Raw genomic sequence first — 15,811 nt, 5'->3', positions numbered from 1 at the left:
CCCGAGATTTCGCCCGACCTCCCACCTCAGGTTCACCGCCAAGCCATACCGCGAGATCGACATAGATCTTCGGGTTTTGTGGAATACATCGAAGTATGATTCCGACGATATATAAAGGATTTAAATAGGTTGCATCCTGATTAATTAGGCAAACATCAAAAGGTATATTCTTACGCAAGAATACGCGTAGGATGCAAGCTAACGGTTGAATAACTCGCTTGTAGGGCACGATACAGCGAGAACCGGTAAGAGGGATATACTGAGCCCGTAATAGAATGTATTTCCAGAAGATCTGAAGATTTCGGTTGCACCACTTTCAGCCACCATATTGCATGTTTTATAAAGGCAGACAATCTGCATCCATGAGAATAAACTAAGGAGGCCAAGCAAACGAGCGATTTGCTAGAATCTGCTGTTGGGTCCATTGTGATCGGTAGCGTCCTTTTAGCCATCGCTACAATCGAACCCCAACCCATGATATACGGTATTGAAATCTCAGACATATTTGCCGTCTGTTTCTTTGTAGCGGGAGCACTATCCCTGCTGGCAATCATAAATAGTGGCGAAAAGAATGGCATAGTAGTAACAGTCATTCTGTTCTTTTTCGGTACAATCATTGCGTTTGGTTCGCTGGAAACGCTTGCTAGCTTACTGCCTGCTTTCTTTATCGGAGACCTTCTCATTGGTGCAATAGCCGCAATAAGAAGGAGGCACTGAATTTGTTGGATTTTGAGTGCGGGGGGAGGGATTCGAACCCACGAACCACTAAGGACGGGATCTTAAGTCCCGCGCCGTTGGCCAGGCTTGACTACCCCCGCATATGCCCGGACCATGTTCGGGCAGATATATCACCTTTTTGAGCTTGTCGATCCGGCCCTCAGGCGTAAGACGATCTCAAACGAGAGGCTTGGGTCCTATTTCTTGAAGCCCCTGAGCCCCCACATCCCGCTGCCGAGCTCGCCGATCTTATAGAACAGGTCCTCCTTGCCGAGGAAAGCTTCCGAATCGGACGAATGGTTCTCTATCGTCCTCCTCACCGTCCCCTTCCAGGTCCTTGACAGGTCAGTCCTGTGCCTCTCAATGTGATCATAGACAGAAGAGAGGTGGGCGGTGCCCCCTAGCTCAACAAAAGCGGACACGACATCATCAACCCAGGGTTTCTGTGGCACAAGGGATGATCGATCTTAGATTATAAATAGGATATTTTTCGAAAAGTGGCCCCTGAGGATCTGGGAGCGTAAGTGACCATCCAATATACCAAGGACCGGGACAGTGTCTATCGATTGGCCCCCTCGTCCCATCCCCGAGCTATACTGGATGACCCCTCCAATATCGGAGAATTACAAATAATATTAGAGGGCTACCAGGGTCCAGGTGAATAATATGGTCTGCCTACCGCAAACCGCCCAGCTCTCGGTTGGGAACTTGAACAAGGTGAAGGAACTGGAGAAGAACCTCGGCATAGTGCTCATCGCCTACCAGCCGATGGAGTTCGCCGATCTCAACGACAAGCAGCTCAAGGACCTCCAGAAGGTCGAAAAAACCCTCAACTCCACGGTCATCGCCTACAAGTGACCGTGCCTTCCAATTTTTCTTACTTCATTTTTTAAACATCGATAAAACCGATCGAAACCCGCCGCGACGGCATGCTTTTCAGACATCTGGACACGCCAGTTCGACCGCTCTTCCCGGGCCAGCGTCGTTCCCGCCAACATTATATGGGGGGTGCTCCAAAAGCGGTCCTACGAATCCGAAGTCAAGAGCCTCGATTCTCTCGTTCATAGTCCTCGCGCTGCTGCTAGCGTCAGCGCTGTTCATCGCCCCCGGGGCCGCCGACAGCGGCGCGGACCGGACCGCCGCGCCCGTCCTGGGGGGGGAGGCCGCCAGCACAACAGGCTCGAGCGACAACTACACCATCTACTATTTCCACGGGATCGGCTGCCCCCACTGCGCGCTGATAGAGCCGTACATACACAGCGTCGCCGAGAAGTGCCCCCAGTTCACCCTGGTGGAGCTGGAGATATACCACAACAGCACCAACCAGCAGCTGTTCTACGAGTTCAGCCAGCGCTACGGCGTCAAGGATCCCAAGATCCCCGCGGTGTTCCTGGCGGACGTGGCCATGATAGCCGAGGACGAGATAGAGGAGCTGCTGGAACCGACCATCCAGCGCATCATCGACTCCGACTACACCATCGCCCCGCCCGAGCCGGTCCCGGGCGGCGACAACACCACCGGGAGCGTGGGCCCCGGCCCGTCCAAGGACCTCACCATCGCCATGGTCATCGGGGCCTCTCTGGCCGACAGCATCAACCCCTGTGCCATCAGCGTGATGGTCTTCCTGCTGATGTTCATGAGCAATCTCGGGGACCGCAAGAAGGTCCTCTACGTCGGCGTCGCCTATATCGTGGCGGTGTTCCTGGTGTACTTCATCGCCGGCCTGGGGCTCCTGACGTTCCTGCACTCCACCTCCATGACCCGGGCGGTCTACTACATCGCCGCCTCGCTGTCCATAGCTCTGGGCCTCATCAACATCAAGGACTTCTTCCTCATGGGCAGGAAGAGCGATGAGAAGGCCACCCTGGCCATCCCCGAATCGAGGAAGCCGCTGATCAAGAAATACATAGAGAAGGCCAGCATCCCCGCGGCCATAGTGCTCGGCATCGTGGTCAGCCTGTTCGAGCTGCCCTGCACCGGGGGGGTGTACCTCGCCATCCTGAGCCTGCTGAGCAACAGCATGACCATGTGGGAGGGCATACCGTACCTGGCGCTGTACAACGCCATATTCGTGCTGCCGCTGGGCATCATACTGGGAGTGTTCTACAGAGGGACCACGGCGGACAAGCTCAACACCTGGCGCCTGGAGAAGAGGCGGTGGCTGAGGCTCCTGCTCGGCGTGGTGATGATGGCCATCGGCGGGATCATGCTCTACGAGGTGCTGTGAGCCGACCTAGCGTCAAAGGGTCGACAGCAAGAGTATGCCGCTACCGACTCAGTCCCGGTCCGGGCCGTCGCGAACGGAACGGATTTAGGCTCTCTTCCTCCTGAACAGGAACACGCCAACACCGGCTGCCACCACTGCCCCGACCATGGCCAGCACGATCAGGGGCACGAGGTCCGGGGGCAGGATGCCGAAGATTCTGTTCGACGGTATCTCCACGACCACTTGGTGCGCGCTGTGAGAGTAGTTGAACGTCAGGATCCAGTAATCGCCCTCTTCAGAGACAGAATGATCAACCGGCTCGCCGTCCAGGGTCATCCTTATGCCGTCGACCCCGTTCACCGCACTCTTGGGGATTATTATGGAGGTAGAGCCGGAAGTCCCGCTATCCCCATCAACAGTGAACCTGAGCATGGTCGACGAATAGGTGAACTCGGACAGCATGGATGTCGATTGGGTCAGGAATATCCCGTCCCTGTCCTGAAGTGTCATCGCGACGTACGTCACGTTCTCGAAGAAGGTGTGGTACGCCCAGTTCTGGTCGAACGTCTCGGTGACGAGCGTCACCCCCATGATGGCCCCCTTCTCGAGGCCGAAGTCGGACTGGAAGCTGCCGTCGGGCCCTGTGGTCACTGTTCTGAAGGTCCAGCTCTGACCTCCGTCGACGGTATAGCTCAGTACTATGGGGAGGCCAGCCATAGGATCTCCTGCGACGGTGTCCCAGGCCGTTCCCCGCACCCGCAGGCGCTCCTTCCCATCATCGAGGAACGGGGAGCAGAAGAGGGACATCTCGATGTATTGGTACACGGAGAAGGTCTTGGAGTCCTCGATCTGGTTCCCGTCGTCGTCGATCGCTCTGACCGTGATTATGTGGCCCCCTTCGGCAAGGCCACTGAACGTTCGGTTTGTGGCATGCCCCATTTCCATCCAGGGCCCATTATCCACCTTCAGGAAGTAGTTCATCTCGTCAGAGTTGGAATCGAACCCGGCCCACGCGACGAGCACGGAGCGAGGGTCCAGCGAGCGGTTGGACCAGATGGTGATCCCACCGAGCGTGGTCTTGCCGACACCCATGTCGGATACTATCTCTACGGCGGGACGGTCCGGGTTGCGGCCGATGGCTTCGTTGCTCGGCCCGCTGCTCAGGAACTTGCCCACCCATCTGACGGTGTACGTTATGGCGGTCCAGCTGTCGGGGTCCTCGACCTGGTCCACGAACGATGTTCCGGATACGGCATGCTGAGATACTCTCCCCCCGTTGTCAATGGAGACGACGTAATGCCCGATCGGGCAGGTGGTGTACAGGGGCTCGCTCCAAGTCAGCGTGACCATGTCCCCCGACACGGCGGCCCTAAGGTCCCTGGGGGGAAAGGCCGGGCTCATCAGAGGATTATGGTCGGCATCGTTCGGCGCATCGGATGAGATCACGTATGCCCCATCAGCTATGCCGTTGGAGTCCGCATCTGTGAGTGATGCCACGGGCCTCCCTGTTAGGTTGCCGAACAGTCCGGTCTTGCTGTCGTAATTGATCCCATAGTAGTTGCCGACGCCTTCAGGAGAGCTCCAGGTGTTGGTGACGTAGACCCCGACCCTGACCGGCGCTGAGTTCTTGCCCCCGGCGCCAATGAATACGTTGCCATAGATCACGTTGCCGTTCCCGGCGAGGTACATGCCATGGCCGTAGCTGTAGCCTCCGTTGGTCGATGCCAGGTTCCACCTTATAACGTTGTTCGAGTTGACGAAGTCAAGGTCGAGGCCAATACCTTTGTTGAAGGATACGTTGTTGAGCTGGATGAGCGAGAGATCGGTAGATTGAAGGCTCAGGCCGTTGCCGTGCATGCCGCATATGGTGTTGTTCTCGATGGTCAGATGGGTGGACGAACTGACCAGAAACCCTTGCATGTGCGCTTCCGACATCGTGCTGTTGTCGATCGTCACATCACGGCATGAGTCGAGAACGATGCTATGATCGAACCCCGTCGCCGTCAGGCCACTGATCCTCGTATTGGTGACATTGAAGAATCTGATCCCAGGGTAGTAGAAGTACCCATCGCCTGTTGCGCTGGGGTCGTTCGGCGCTATCAAGCAATCGGCGATGATTAAATGAGCGGTAGTGTTGTTGACTATTATGGCTGGCTGGGGCGAGTCGGTCTTGATGCTGAGGCCGGAGATGACATAGGGCTTGTTCTTGCTCCCGTCCCCTTCCCAGCCGTTCAGGGCCGCCTGGGCCGCGAGGTCCACATTCCCGTCGATGGATATTGGAGGGTCCGATGGCCCATCCGCGGCCAGGACGCTCATGGACGCCGACATCGGCCCAACGGATATTATTATCGATGCGATGGCGATGACAAAAGCTCTGGATGCATGACTCATGGTCCTTTTCCCCACGTTCGATTATGCCACCCAGGAGGAGATTGAGAAGTTATATAAATTTTGTATAAAAAAAATACAAAAAAAATTGGATCGTGCCTCCTGGCGTTCCACCCCGTGGGCCGCACGTCCTCGCCGGGCCTCGGAGGAGATCCCCCAGAACGGCACTTGCCGTTACTGTGGCCTGTCCCTTCTCAGCCCCGCGTACCACTGCGTGATGATGTCCTGGAGGTTCGGGCGACCCACCTCCGCCACCTCGTAGCGGGCCCTGACGACCGGCTTGTTGACCTCCACCACTCTGCGGATGTCAATGGGGGTGCCGGTGACCACTGCGTCGCAGTCGGCGCGGTCGATGGTCTCCTTCAGCTCCCTGACCTGCTCGGGGGAGTAGCCCATGGCCGGCAGCACCCTGCCGATGTGGGGGTATCTCTCGTACGTCTCGGCGATCGACCCGACCGCGTACTTCCTCGGGTCCACGATCTCCGCGGCCCGCAGGTCCTCCGCCGCGATCAGGCCGGCCCCGAAGGCCATCCCGCCGTGCGTCACCGTGGGGCCGTCCTCCACCACCAGCACCCTCTTGCCCGTGACCAGCTCCGGACGGTCCGCGGTTATCGGCGAGGCCGCGTCGATGATCAGCGCTTCAGGGTTCAATAGCTTGATGTTCTCCCGGACCGTCAGGATGTCCTTCCGGTCGGCGGTCTGCACCTTGTTGATGATGACCACGTCGGCGGTGCGGGCGTTGGTCTCGCCGGGATAGTAGGTCAGCTCGTGCCCCGGCCGGTGGGGGTCGGCGATGACGATCTGCAGGTCGCTCCGGTAGAACGGGAAGTCGTTGTTGCCGCCGTCCCACACGATGACGTCGGCCTCCTTCTCCGCCGCCTTCAGGATCTTGCCGTAGTCCACCCCGGCGTATACCACGATGCCGTTGTCGATGAGCGGCTCGTACTCCTCCCGCTCCTCGATGGTCGTTTCGTATTTGTCCAGATCCTTGTGCTCGGCGAAGCGCTGGCACTCCTGCTTCACCAGGTCCCCGTAGGGCATGGGGTGCCGGATGGCCACCACCTTCAGCCCCATGCCCTTGAGTATGGCGCACACCTTCCTGGTGGCGGGGCTCTTTCCGGACCCGGTCCTCACGGCGCACACGCTGACCACCGGGACCGACGATCTGCAGCGGATGTACTGGTTCCCCATGAGCCGGAAGTCCGCGCCCCACCCCAGCACCTTGGAGGCGGTGTGCATCAGCTCCAGGTGCGGCACGTCCGAATAGGCGAACACCACCTGCTGCACCCCGTTCTCGCGTATCAGTGCCTCCAGCTCCGCTTCCGGGCGGATGGGTATCCCCTCCGGGTACAGCCGCCCGGCCAGCTCCGGGGGGTACCTGCGGTCGTCGATGTTCGGTATCTGCGCCGCGGTGAACGCCACCACCTCGTAGTCCTCGTTGTCCCTGAAGAAGGTGTTGAAGTCGTGGAAGTCCCGTCCCGCCGCGCCCATGATGATGACCTTGGTCCTCACTTCTCTCACCGTGGTGATGATGGCCTCCGAGGATACTTATTCACTGTGCTGCAATGAAAAACATCTTTAGCAGGTCCACGCATTTCCCTGGCATGAGCTATCGCGTCCCCTCGGCCGAGGTCCTGGCGGTAGCCATCGCCGACGTCCTGCGGGAGCACGAGTCGGTGGGCTCGCAGGCGCTGTTCACCGCCCTGGTCCGGGAGAAGCTCCGGGACCTCGACCCGGAGTACACTGTCGCGGAGGAGAGGGTGCGCAGGACCGCCGTCCAGCTCGACATGGTGAGGATGGAGGTGCAGTCCCGCGACAGCGGGAAGAGGGGCAGGATGAAAGTGTGCCCCGTCTGCGGCGGCCGCATGCTCAAGAAGAGGAACCGGACGCTGTCCGGCGGGACCACCACGCTGGGATATCGGTGCGAGAAGTGCCCCTACTCCACCGGGTCGACGAGACGGATACCGACCAGGTACGTGTTCCACAGTGCCCTGCCGCGGGCCAGGAAATACAAGAGGGACGAGGGGCAGAGCACGCTTTGAACCGCCCTCGGCGAGTTCGAGGCAGCATTCTGATGCTAAAAAAGATAGGCCTGCGAGAAGGCAGAGGTCAGTTTCCGGCGGACGGCACTTCCTCGGAGAGAGTGCTGTCCTGTCGGTCGGACGGAGCATCCTCATCCAAGAACGTCAGGCCGTGATCGCCCTTGTACGGCTCGGTGTGGTAAACTTTGCTCCAGATTATTTCGTTCGGGATGCCGTCAGGGTACGCCTCACATCTCATATCCTTATCCCAATGAAACCTCTTACAGGAGAAGCACAATGGAACCTTGAACATCTGTTCGCTCATCGGGTCAACCCTCCAGAGTAATGGAGATAGAGATTCATAACCTCATCGGAGAAGTGCCTGCCGTCGAGGAGGGCGGCCCTGACCTCTGCCACGAGCTCAGGGGGAGCCTCGCTGGCGTATCTGCTCACCTGCGATATTGCCAGTTCTCGGTGGGATGGGTCTTCGAAATCATTTATCGCATAGCTCTTTCGATCATGATGCCAATGGGTGCAATGGCTCAGCTCGTGCCTGATCGCATGCATGACGCTGCCCGTCGAAGTATACTCTATTTCCCTGTACCGTTTCATAAAAAAATGAGCGTCAGCCATACCTACTCGGAATATCTTGGACCTCTGATTGAGGGATATGATGTTCTTCTCCGCGCTGTACCTCGCAAAGTGCGTCAGATCATCCCTCCCTTCGAAGTACCTTGAGTCCACCACGATGGCGACCGGCAAGGGGGCGCCGCACTTGATGGATTCTTCAAGCCCGGCATCCACGTTCTCCAACACGGCAAAGTGGGCAGGCTCTTTCTCCTCGACCCTGACCCCGCGGGAAGCAATACTCCTGATAGCCGCCTTCCGGCGTTCCTCTGGCCCTCCTTCGTACGTGTCCTGCGGCGGCTCAGCCATTGTCTCGAGGCTGGGAGACAGTGCCGATTTAAGTCGGTGCGGACTACAACGATATTAACGCGATCGCCAAGGCCCGATGGGGGCGGATGCGTCAGATGACTTTCCTCGATCACGCCGATGGAAGCCGTGCCGTTGTCCCCATGTTGCTTCGGCAATGTCCCGGCGCGTGCCTCGCTCCTCATTCGCCTGCGCCCCCATCGAAGAACCGTTAATATATCGCCCCGGCCCATGCCATATGCATGTGCGAGTCCACGGTGTTCATCGAGGAGGGCGGGGAGGTCCGCGAGGCCATGAGGGACGTGGCCAGGATAACCATGCACGACAGGGACGCCGTGTGCATCGACATCGTGGGCCGGCAGCTCATTTTGGAAGGGGTCGATCTCAAGGAAGCAAACCTGCTCGGCCACGGCCTGGTGTTCAGGAAGGCGTGAACGCGAGCTCGCGATGACGAGCGCATGCTCCGTCCCGCACGATGAATGAGAAGGAGCGAAGGGGGCGGCCTCCCCCCCCCGTTCGAGCTCACTTCTTACTGCGCAGGAACAGCGCGGCCTGCAGGCTTACCGGGCAGATGGACTCTTGCACTCACCGGCCGCTGGCGTCCTGCTCTTCTCGATCGGCATATTGCCATCCATGGATACGTTCAGCGTGTACGTTCCGGCGTCAGCGCTGCCGATCCCGAAGTAGCCGCGGGCCTAGGTCGCCGTGGGCACGGTGCTGTTGGGCCTGACAACGGCGCAGACGATGTGGTCGCCGTTATCGTCCTTGACGACGCCGGAGATAGAGCCAGCCTGAGGCCCCACTGCATTAAACCTGCATGGCGAGTGTTTCGATGTTCATGGACGCTCCGATCGTGATCGCGGCACCGCTCAGTACACGGCAATGGTAGCCGCCCTTGGCCACGGTCGTGGCGTATTCGCCGAGCGGGACGTCTCTCGATGCGGCAGGCGCCGTTGGGGTCCGTCTTGCCAGTAGGCCGTCGCCGGGAGAGATCGCCGCTCCTCCGATGACCTGTTCGGTATCGGCGTCCCGGACCGTGCTCTGGAGTGGAGTTCACGTGGCTGAATGGCTAGCGATTCACGTTTATTCGTTCGAAATGCCCTAACATCGGGAGGTCGCTGAGGCTCCTGGATCGCAGCGCCTGCTGTCGTCTCTCGAGCTAAGGTCCAAAGAAAAATGTGCCCGAGCCTAGGCGTCGTGCTGCATCATCCTGTTGATTGTTTCAATGACCCGATACACCTGAGATGATGGGTTGCTCCCTGTGCCGATAAGCGCAACTGCAGCCCCCTCATGCATCTTGTTCAATTTCTTCGCGTTCTTGATCGCCATTGGCAACATGTCCTTGGTGCATTCGAACACGTTCATGGTTTTATTGTAGTCTTTTATATAATTGTCCAATTTGACCAATAGGTCCTGCCTCGAAAGCTTTGATGAACAGAATGTGAAATGGATGTAGTACCATATCTCAAAACACGGGTTGGAAAGAGCAATGGATATTCCGCGATCCGTGGCCATTCCCAAGGCGGCCTGTAGCTTCTCGTCACTGTTCTGATCCACGTCGAAAACGCACCAGACCTGGTCGCCATACTCGGAATCGAACACCTCGTCGTCTATGACCTTAATGGCCCGGGAGACCAGCCCGATGGGGTCATTGTTGTGGTCGGACAGGATGATTATTCTGAAATCGCATTCGGGGGTCCTGAAATTATTGAAATAGATCGGTTCCGTTCTCTCCCCCTCGCACACCAGATACAGCAGCTTTCTTCTTTCTCTTCCGCTCTGTTTCCTTCGCCTAAGCCCGTTCATTGGAGGACCTTTTTCCCTTTGATGAACGGCAAGGCGCCATACCTTCCGGCGAGATAGCCCTTTTCAAGGTTGGAGTCCTTTCGAGGGCCGAATTCGACCAGGGAGAACAGCTCAGTGTCCCCGAGCTTGTGATCGCGCTGAGTGAACCATATCTGGTCGCGTCTGAAGAGTCCCAGATTGAGGAGGCCAGTGTCATGGGTGGTAAAGATCAATTGGGCCCCTTTCCGGTTCTGACCTGGATCATTGAACATCCCTAGAAGGAACCTTATCAACGATGGGTGCAATTTGACATCCAATTCGTCGACGAATATCATCCGGCCTGTCTTCAGCGCATCGACCCATGGGCCTATGAGCGAGAACATTCTCTTCGTTCCCTCTGATTCCCCCTGTTGGAAATCAAATGTCACGATCTTCGGCTTCCCTTTTTTATCGATCCCTTTATGTCCTGTCCTTATGGAGATGAGTTCCGGTTCCGCTTCCTTGTTAAGCTCCAGCAACTGCTTTAATTGAGCTGGTATCGATCCAGGCTGCTCTTTCTCAAGATCTTTGTACTTCTTGATTACCGCATTGACATCGACTATCCCCAGATCAGCTTCGGCCAGACCCGATAATATCGTTTTTTTCGTCTCCTCATCTTTCGAAAGCATTCGGGCGGTCCAATCCTCAAGATCAGGCTGGGTAGAGGGCAAGATCAATCCGGCATTGTCCCTGAACCACATGAAGGCCTCACCGGTCTTCGAGTAATTCAGTTGCGTCGATCTCGACAGGTACAATGTATTCTCGAGCGTTTGCTTGGAAGCGAGCTCCTGCTCCTTTTTATCGACAGTAAATGACCATTTATTATCGTTCATATTTCTCTCGAATATGGTCGACTTCTTGTTGTTAGGATAATAATAAAGGAACTCGGAAACGACCTCTTCATTATTATATTCCAGGCCGTATTTGTACCTGATATTGTTCCTTATGAACGATACTTCATATTTTGTCGGCTTACCCGCCCAGTTCTCATCCAATGCGAATGGAGCATGTCCCATTTTTGTTCCTTTCTGAAATGAATGGGACGTCAATACCAGCCTTCTGAGATTATCAAAAGCATAAATGATGTTGGTTTTTCCAGAGGCGTTGGGGCCATAGATTGCCGCCATCCTCAGAAGCCGGTGCTTCGGGAGCGCGGGGACTTCAAAAGTATTTTCCATCAGCGACTCGTCCGAGGATGCCAACATGCTGAAGTGTATCTCATTTTTTATCGAACGAAAGTTCTTGACGGAGAATTCGATGAGCATTCCACCACATCCATACGAATATTTTTCATGATTTTGTGGTAAAACCACAAATATCGTATTGAAATATGTGATATTTAAGAACATTCAACCGCATTTCAGGGAGTGGGTGAATTCCGATCGATGATGTGAAGGACCAGGGCATACCTGGCCAGCACACGCGTGTCCCCTTTGGCCCATTCCCCAGAGAGTCCCAGAAAGACCGTCACGGGACCGCCCGTTCGTTCGCCGCCTCTGCGGGATGCAGCTGAGCTCACGTCCCTATCCGCGGGTACAGCCTCCCGCTGATGAGCAGCAGGACCACTGCCATGGTGCCGAGGATAGCCAGGTTCGTCAGGACCCCATACTCGCTCACGCCGCCGACGATCATGGCCCCCCTAAGCGCGTCGACGACATAGGTCAGCGGGTTGGCCCAGGCGATGACCTTCAGCCAGTCGGGCATCAGGGAGATGGGATAGATGGCGTTGCTGGCGAAGAACAGGGGCATGGTGATCATCTGCCCGATGCCCATGAAGCGGTCCCTGGACCTCACTATGGACGCGATGGTCATGGACATCAGGGCGAATATCGCCGCGCCCAGCAGCGTCACGATCACCACCACCGCGATGGAGACGGGGTCGAGGACCAGGTGCACGCCGATGACCAGCGCCAGGATGTAGATGATGACCGCCTGGCTCAGGCTCCTGGTGCCGGCGGAGAGCGCCTTCCCGGCCACTATCGCCGTCCTGGAGATGGGGCTGACCAGGAACTTGTGCACCATTCCCAGGTCCCGCTCGAAGATGATCGATATGCCGTAGAATATCGAGATGAACAGCACGCTCTGGGCCAGGACCCCCGGGGTCATGAAGTCCAGGTACGGTATGCTGCCGGTGGGGATGATCCGCACCTGGTTCATGACCGAGCCGAAGATCAGGAGCCACAGTGCCGGCTGCACCGCGCGGGTCAGCAGTTCCACGGGGTCGTGGCGCAGCTTCCGGGCGTCCAGCTCGGCAATGACGAGCATCTTCCGAAGGAAGTCCCATGCGCACGCCAGCGGTCCCCCGCGGGCCGTGGGATCAGCCGAGGCGCTGGGCAGTCCTGCGTTCCCGCTGTATCTCACGATAGTTGCCTCCGTTGCTCGATTCCAGGGTCGTTCCGGCGTGGGCCACGAACACGTCGTCCAGCGTGCTCGCGCCGACCTCCTCCTTCAGCTCCCGGGGGGTGCCCAGGGCCACCAGCTTTCCCTTGTGCATTATGCCGATGCGATCACACAGCAGGTCGGCCTCGTCCATCAGGTGGGTGGTGAGGAATATGGTGGTCCCGTAGTCGTCCCGAAGGAGCTTTACCATCTCCCACACCGTCCTCCGGGCGATGGGGTCCAGCCCCACCGTCGGCTCGTCCAGGAACAGCACCCTGGGCCGGTGCAGGGTGGACTGCGCTATCTCCAGGCGCCGGATCATGCCGCCGGAGTAGGTGCGCACCTGCTTGTCGCCGAAGTCGACCAGGCCCATCTTCTCGATGGCGTCCTGCACCCGGTCCGCGCGCTGGGACCTCGGCACGTCGTACAGCTTGGCGAAGATGGTGAGGTTCTCCCTCCCGGTGAGGGCGGGATCGGCCGACAGCATCTGCGGCACGTACCCTATGACCCCGCGCACCTCCTTGGCCCGCTCCACGATGTCGTAGCCGCCGATGCTCGCCTTTCCCGAGCTGGGCGGCAGCAGCGTCGTCAGCATCTTGATCGTCGTGGTCTTCCCCGCGCCGTTCGGCCCGAGCAGGCCGAACACCTCGGTCCCCTGCACCTGAAGGTCCAGGTGATCCACCGCGGTGAACTTGCCGAAGCGGCGCGAAAGTCCTGATATCTCGATCGTGCTCATTTTCCGTTCTTTTCCTTTAGTTAATGTTCGTCCATGGCATCCCGGCCCGCGGGACGCGGGAAGGGTTTTGAGGCCGCCGACATGCTGATCATTTGTTGCTCAGCAGCCGGTCGGACAGCCACACGCTCAGGCCGACCAGCGCGCCGGCGAAGAGCGCCAGGGCCAGGATCTCGGTCCCCAGACCCCAGATGGGATCAGGATTGTTGAAGGCCATCTGCCTCAGCGCGTCGGATGCCCATGTGAGGGGGTTGAAGTTGGCGACCGCGCGGAGCCAATCCGGCATGGCGCTGGTTGGGAAAAGCGCCGCGGAGGCGAACATTATGGGGAGGTTGATCAGGTTGATGACCCCAAACAGGACCTCCTGGTTCTCCACCCCCAGCGCGATGGTGGTGAACAGCGAGGCGAAGCCGACCGACAGCAGGAACAGCACCAGGAACATGCCGACAAGCTCCAGTACGCCGAAGTCAGGCCTCAGGCCCAGCCCGGTCAGCCCGGGGACGTAGAGGAACAGCAGGGCTATGACGAACACTATGCCTGCCTGGATCATCGCCCGGATGACGGTGGAGAGGACCCTGGACAGCGGTATGATGCCCCGGGGGATCGGGGCCACCTTCAGCTTGTTGAGGAAGCCGAAGCGGCGGTCCCATACTATGGACATACCGGAGAACATGCACGCGAAGAGCGTGATCACCGACAGCATGCCCACGGACATGAAGCTGAAGTAGTCCGGCGCGCCGGCGAACAGCGAGGAGAATTGCGCTTCCGCCCCCGGAACGTCCGGGATGAGCGATTGCAGATTGAACGCCTGACCGAACAGCCCGAGCCACACGATGGGCTGGACCATGGTCATGAAGACCTGCATCTTCACCCTGTACCAGTGCTTAAGCTCCCTGCGCGTAAGCGCCCAGGTCTCGCGGAGCATCTTATCGCCTCCTCCTCGAAGCGCGGGATGCGGCCACGATGTCGAACCCGCCGCCCGACTCGGCGTCCCTCATGGAACGCCCAGTGTATTCAAGGAACGCCTGGTCCAGCGAAGGGCGGTGGAGGGACACGTTGGTCACCACGCCGCCGCTGTTCGTGACGGCGAGCAGCACTTTGGGTATCGATGCTTCTCCCTTGTCGGCCTTGATGCGGTAGTGGCCGTTCTCCCTCTTCACGTCCGTTACGGACTCGACGCACCCCAGGACCTCGGTGAAGTCCCTGTCGCCCTCGACCGTCAGATCGATGACGTCCCCGCCCACCGCCCTCTTCAACATCGTGGGGGTGTCGAGGGCGACGATCTTGCCGTGATCGATGATGCCGATGCGGTCGCACAGGCTGTCCGCCTCCTCCAGGTAGTGAGTCGTCAGGAACACCGTGATATTGTGCTTGGCCTTGAGGTCCTTAATATAATCCCAGATGGCCGCGCGGGTCTGGATGTCCAGGCCCAGGGTGGGCTCGTCCAGGAACAATATGCGGGGGTGGTGTATGAGGCCCTCGGCGAGCTCGAGCCTCTTCCTCATGCCCCCGGAATATGTCTTCACCAGGCGGTCCGCGGCGTCCTCCAGGTTCACCACCCTCAGCAGGTCCTGGATGTCCTTCTTGGCCTCCTCCCTCGGCACGTTGTAGAGGTCGGCCTGCAGGAACATGTTCTCCCGGCCGGACAGCTCGTCGTCGACCGTCAGGTCCTGGGGCACCAGCCCGATGACCTTGCGCACCGCGTCCTGCTGGGTGGCGATATCCAGCCCGGCGATGAGGGCCTTGCCCCCCGTGGGCTTGAGCAGCGTGGTGAGCATGTTGATGGTGGTCGACTTCCCGGCCCCGTTGGGCCCCAGGAACCCGAATATCTCGCCCTCATGCACTTCGAAGGACACCCCGTCGACGGCGAGCACATCCTCACTGAACCTCTTGGTGAGGTCCTTAACTTCGACAATGGCGGTCATGGCGACCCTTCCTGCGGTCCTTCCGATCCCAGCTCCTCCAGCTCCCGGTCGATGTTCTCGATATGCTTGGCCATTCGATCCCTGGCGTCCTTCAGCCTCTTCACGTGGCGGGCCTTATCGGGGTCGTCCTCCTCGAACATCTCGTGGAACCGGCCGGCCATGCGGGACCCGCTCTCTTCCGGCGCGATCTCCGCCGCCGCGTCATCGAGGATGGCCAGGTAGCGGATTACCATGCGGATGTCCCGGGGAGAGCGCGTCACCTCGTCCTCGACCCACTTCCTCCCCGCCTCGGAAATGAAGTAGTGGTCGGTCCCGTCGAGCCTCTCCGAGCTTACCAGCCCGTGCTCCTCCAGGCGCTTGATGGCCGGATATATCGACCCGGTCTTGGGCACCCACACCGGGTCGAACTGGTCCCGGAGCTCCTTGAGGACCTCGTAGCCGTACATCGGCCGCTTCCTGAGAAGGAGCAGAATGACCATCTGCATGGGGCTGATGCGATTGCCGTTATAGCTGTAGCCTCGTCCGAACATCATCTTCCTTCCCTCGCGGCCCCCATAGGTAGAGGTCTACTAGGTTAACGGCTACCTAAGTAGAGGTCTACTATAAAAAAATGATGAAACGATCTCGTGGTCCTGAAAGAAAAGAGCGATGCGGAACTTAGTTGAATTAATGGGAAGAAAAAGGA

17 protein-coding genes and 1 tRNA gene are annotated in these 15,811 nt (G+C 58.5%); 5 read left to right on the top strand and 13 right to left on the bottom strand.

The annotated features are described in order from the left end of the window. Positions 1 to 426: 426 nt before the first annotated feature. Complete coding sequence (locus WYS_RS00805) at positions 427 to 717, top strand: hypothetical protein (protein ID WP_236993941.1); 291 nt, start codon at positions 427 to 429, stop codon at positions 715 to 717. 17 nt (positions 718 to 734) lie between these two features. Here WYS_RS00805 and WYS_RS00800 read toward each other — a convergent pair. Further along, a tRNA-Leu gene (locus WYS_RS00800) sits at positions 735 to 818 on the bottom strand. A gap of 96 nt (positions 819 to 914) precedes the next feature. Next, on the bottom strand, positions 915 to 1,139 hold the full coding sequence (locus tag WYS_RS00795) for a hypothetical protein (RefSeq protein WP_147654517.1): 225 nt from the start codon (positions 1,137 to 1,139) through the stop codon (positions 915 to 917). Positions 1,140 to 1,425: 286 nt separating this feature from the next. On the opposite strand from WYS_RS00795, the gene WYS_RS00790 reads away from it, so the two are divergent. Both WYS_RS00790 and WYS_RS00780 read left to right on the top strand, forming a co-directional pair. After that, positions 1,426 to 1,575, top strand: coding sequence for a hypothetical protein (locus WYS_RS00790; RefSeq protein ID WP_155897722.1), 150 nt, complete (start codon positions 1,426 to 1,428; stop codon positions 1,573 to 1,575). A 433-nt stretch (positions 1,576 to 2,008) separates the two neighbouring features. After that, on the top strand, positions 2,009 to 2,944 hold the full coding sequence (locus WYS_RS00780) for a cytochrome c biogenesis CcdA family protein (RefSeq protein WP_019176255.1): 936 nt from the start codon (positions 2,009 to 2,011) through the stop codon (positions 2,942 to 2,944). 84 nt (positions 2,945 to 3,028) lie between these two features. Here the strand turns inward: WYS_RS00780 and WYS_RS00775 are convergent, their stop codons facing one another. Both WYS_RS00775 and WYS_RS00770 read right to left on the bottom strand, forming a co-directional pair. After that, positions 3,029 to 5,239 (bottom strand): NosD domain-containing protein, encoded by a 2,211-nt coding sequence (locus tag WYS_RS00775; protein WP_162137667.1) that lies wholly within the window; start codon positions 5,237 to 5,239, stop codon positions 3,029 to 3,031. Between the two features lie 246 nt (positions 5,240 to 5,485). Next, entirely contained in the window at positions 5,486 to 6,802 is a 1,317-nt protein-coding gene (locus tag WYS_RS00770; protein WP_049796209.1) for a cyclic 2,3-diphosphoglycerate synthase, read from the bottom strand. 113 nt (positions 6,803 to 6,915) lie between these two features. On the opposite strand from WYS_RS00770, the gene WYS_RS13840 reads away from it, so the two are divergent. Then, positions 6,916 to 7,353: a hypothetical protein gene (locus WYS_RS13840; protein WP_019176252.1), complete on the top strand. Its 438-nt coding sequence runs from the start codon at positions 6,916 to 6,918 to the stop codon at positions 7,351 to 7,353. 67 nt (positions 7,354 to 7,420) lie between these two features. Here WYS_RS13840 and WYS_RS13835 read toward each other — a convergent pair whose 3' ends face one another. Both WYS_RS13835 and WYS_RS00755 read right to left on the bottom strand, forming a co-directional pair. Beyond that, positions 7,421 to 7,657, bottom strand: a complete 237-nt coding sequence (locus tag WYS_RS13835) for a hypothetical protein (RefSeq protein WP_019176251.1) — start codon at positions 7,655 to 7,657, stop codon at positions 7,421 to 7,423. Then, positions 7,654 to 8,268: a hypothetical protein gene (locus tag WYS_RS00755; protein WP_019176250.1), complete on the bottom strand. Its 615-nt coding sequence runs from the start codon at positions 8,266 to 8,268 to the stop codon at positions 7,654 to 7,656. The genes WYS_RS13835 and WYS_RS00755 overlap by 4 nt, the downstream gene beginning before the upstream one ends. Positions 8,269 to 8,507: 239 nt before the next feature. Here WYS_RS00755 and WYS_RS00750 point away from each other — a divergent pair, with 239 nt between their 5' ends. Then, positions 8,508 to 8,699, top strand: a complete 192-nt coding sequence (locus WYS_RS00750; RefSeq protein ID WP_019176249.1) for a CooT family nickel-binding protein — start codon at positions 8,508 to 8,510, stop codon at positions 8,697 to 8,699. 754 nt (positions 8,700 to 9,453) lie between these two features. On the opposite strand, the gene WYS_RS00745 is transcribed toward WYS_RS00750, so the two are convergent. The 7 genes from WYS_RS00745 to WYS_RS13825 form a co-directional block, all read right to left on the bottom strand. Further along, on the bottom strand, positions 9,454 to 10,071 hold the full coding sequence (locus WYS_RS00745; protein WP_019176248.1) for an RloB family protein: 618 nt from the start codon (positions 10,069 to 10,071) through the stop codon (positions 9,454 to 9,456). Continuing rightward, a complete protein-coding gene (locus WYS_RS00740) occupies positions 10,068 to 11,354 on the bottom strand; it encodes an AAA family ATPase (protein WP_019176247.1) in 1,287 nt (428 codons plus the stop codon). Before WYS_RS00740 ends, WYS_RS00745 begins: the two co-directional genes overlap by 4 nt. Before the next feature lie 250 nt (positions 11,355 to 11,604). After that, the gene (locus tag WYS_RS00735) at positions 11,605 to 12,450 is read right to left on the bottom strand and encodes an ABC transporter permease (RefSeq protein WP_019176246.1); all 846 of its coding nucleotides are present in this window, start codon (positions 12,448 to 12,450) and stop codon (positions 11,605 to 11,607) included. Then, positions 12,407 to 13,204, bottom strand: coding sequence for a daunorubicin resistance protein DrrA family ABC transporter ATP-binding protein (locus WYS_RS00730; protein WP_019176245.1), 798 nt, complete (start codon positions 13,202 to 13,204; stop codon positions 12,407 to 12,409). The genes WYS_RS00735 and WYS_RS00730 overlap by 44 nt, the downstream gene beginning before the upstream one ends. A gap of 88 nt (positions 13,205 to 13,292) precedes the next feature. Continuing rightward, positions 13,293 to 14,126 carry an ABC transporter permease gene (locus WYS_RS13830; protein ID WP_019176244.1) on the bottom strand — a complete coding sequence of 278 codons (834 nt, stop codon included), beginning with the start codon at positions 14,124 to 14,126 and terminating at the stop codon, positions 13,293 to 13,295. A 1-nt stretch (position 14,127) separates the two neighbouring features. After that, positions 14,128 to 15,126, bottom strand: coding sequence for a daunorubicin resistance protein DrrA family ABC transporter ATP-binding protein (locus WYS_RS00720; protein WP_019176243.1), 999 nt, complete (start codon positions 15,124 to 15,126; stop codon positions 14,128 to 14,130). Then, a complete protein-coding gene (locus tag WYS_RS13825; protein ID WP_019176242.1) occupies positions 15,123 to 15,659 on the bottom strand; it encodes a PadR family transcriptional regulator in 537 nt (178 codons plus the stop codon). The genes WYS_RS00720 and WYS_RS13825 overlap by 4 nt, the downstream gene beginning before the upstream one ends. Between the last annotated feature and the right edge of the window lie 152 nt (positions 15,660 to 15,811).

It is taken from the genome of Methanomassiliicoccus luminyensis B10, assembly GCF_000308215.1.
Lineage (GTDB): Archaea > Thermoplasmatota > Thermoplasmata > Methanomassiliicoccales > Methanomassiliicoccaceae > Methanomassiliicoccus > Methanomassiliicoccus luminyensis.
Note: the sequence above shows the minus strand (reverse complement) of the source record. Positions and strands in the feature narration are given on the sequence as shown.

Bases quoted from the DNA above. Each gene is read 5' to 3' on its own strand.
- WYS_RS00775 (WP_162137667.1), bottom strand. From the start codon at position 5,239: ATGAGCGTCCTGGCCGCGGATGGGCCATCGGACCCTCCAATATCCATC.
- WYS_RS00770 (WP_049796209.1), bottom strand. From the start codon at position 6,802: ATGGGCGCGGCGGGACGGGACTTCCACGACTTCAACACCTTCTTCAGG.
- WYS_RS13840 (WP_019176252.1), top strand. From the start codon at position 6,916: ATGAGCTATCGCGTCCCCTCGGCCGAGGTCCTGGCGGTAGCCATCGCC.
- WYS_RS13835 (WP_019176251.1), bottom strand. From the start codon at position 7,657: ATGAGCGAACAGATGTTCAAGGTTCCATTGTGCTTCTCCTGTAAGAGG.
- WYS_RS00755 (WP_019176250.1), bottom strand. From the start codon at position 8,268: ATGGCTGAGCCGCCGCAGGACACGTACGAAGGAGGGCCAGAGGAACGC.
- WYS_RS00750 (WP_019176249.1), top strand. From the start codon at position 8,508: ATGTGCGAGTCCACGGTGTTCATCGAGGAGGGCGGGGAGGTCCGCGAG.
- WYS_RS00745 (WP_019176248.1), bottom strand. From the start codon at position 10,071: ATGAACGGGCTTAGGCGAAGGAAACAGAGCGGAAGAGAAAGAAGAAAG.
- WYS_RS00740 (WP_019176247.1), bottom strand. From the start codon at position 11,354: ATGCTCATCGAATTCTCCGTCAAGAACTTTCGTTCGATAAAAAATGAG.
- WYS_RS00730 (WP_019176245.1), bottom strand. From the start codon at position 13,204: ATGAGCACGATCGAGATATCAGGACTTTCGCGCCGCTTCGGCAAGTTC.
- WYS_RS13830 (WP_019176244.1), bottom strand. From the start codon at position 14,126: ATGCTCCGCGAGACCTGGGCGCTTACGCGCAGGGAGCTTAAGCACTGG.
- WYS_RS00720 (WP_019176243.1), bottom strand. From the start codon at position 15,126: ATGACCGCCATTGTCGAAGTTAAGGACCTCACCAAGAGGTTCAGTGAG.
- WYS_RS13825 (WP_019176242.1), bottom strand. From the start codon at position 15,659: ATGATGTTCGGACGAGGCTACAGCTATAACGGCAATCGCATCAGCCCC.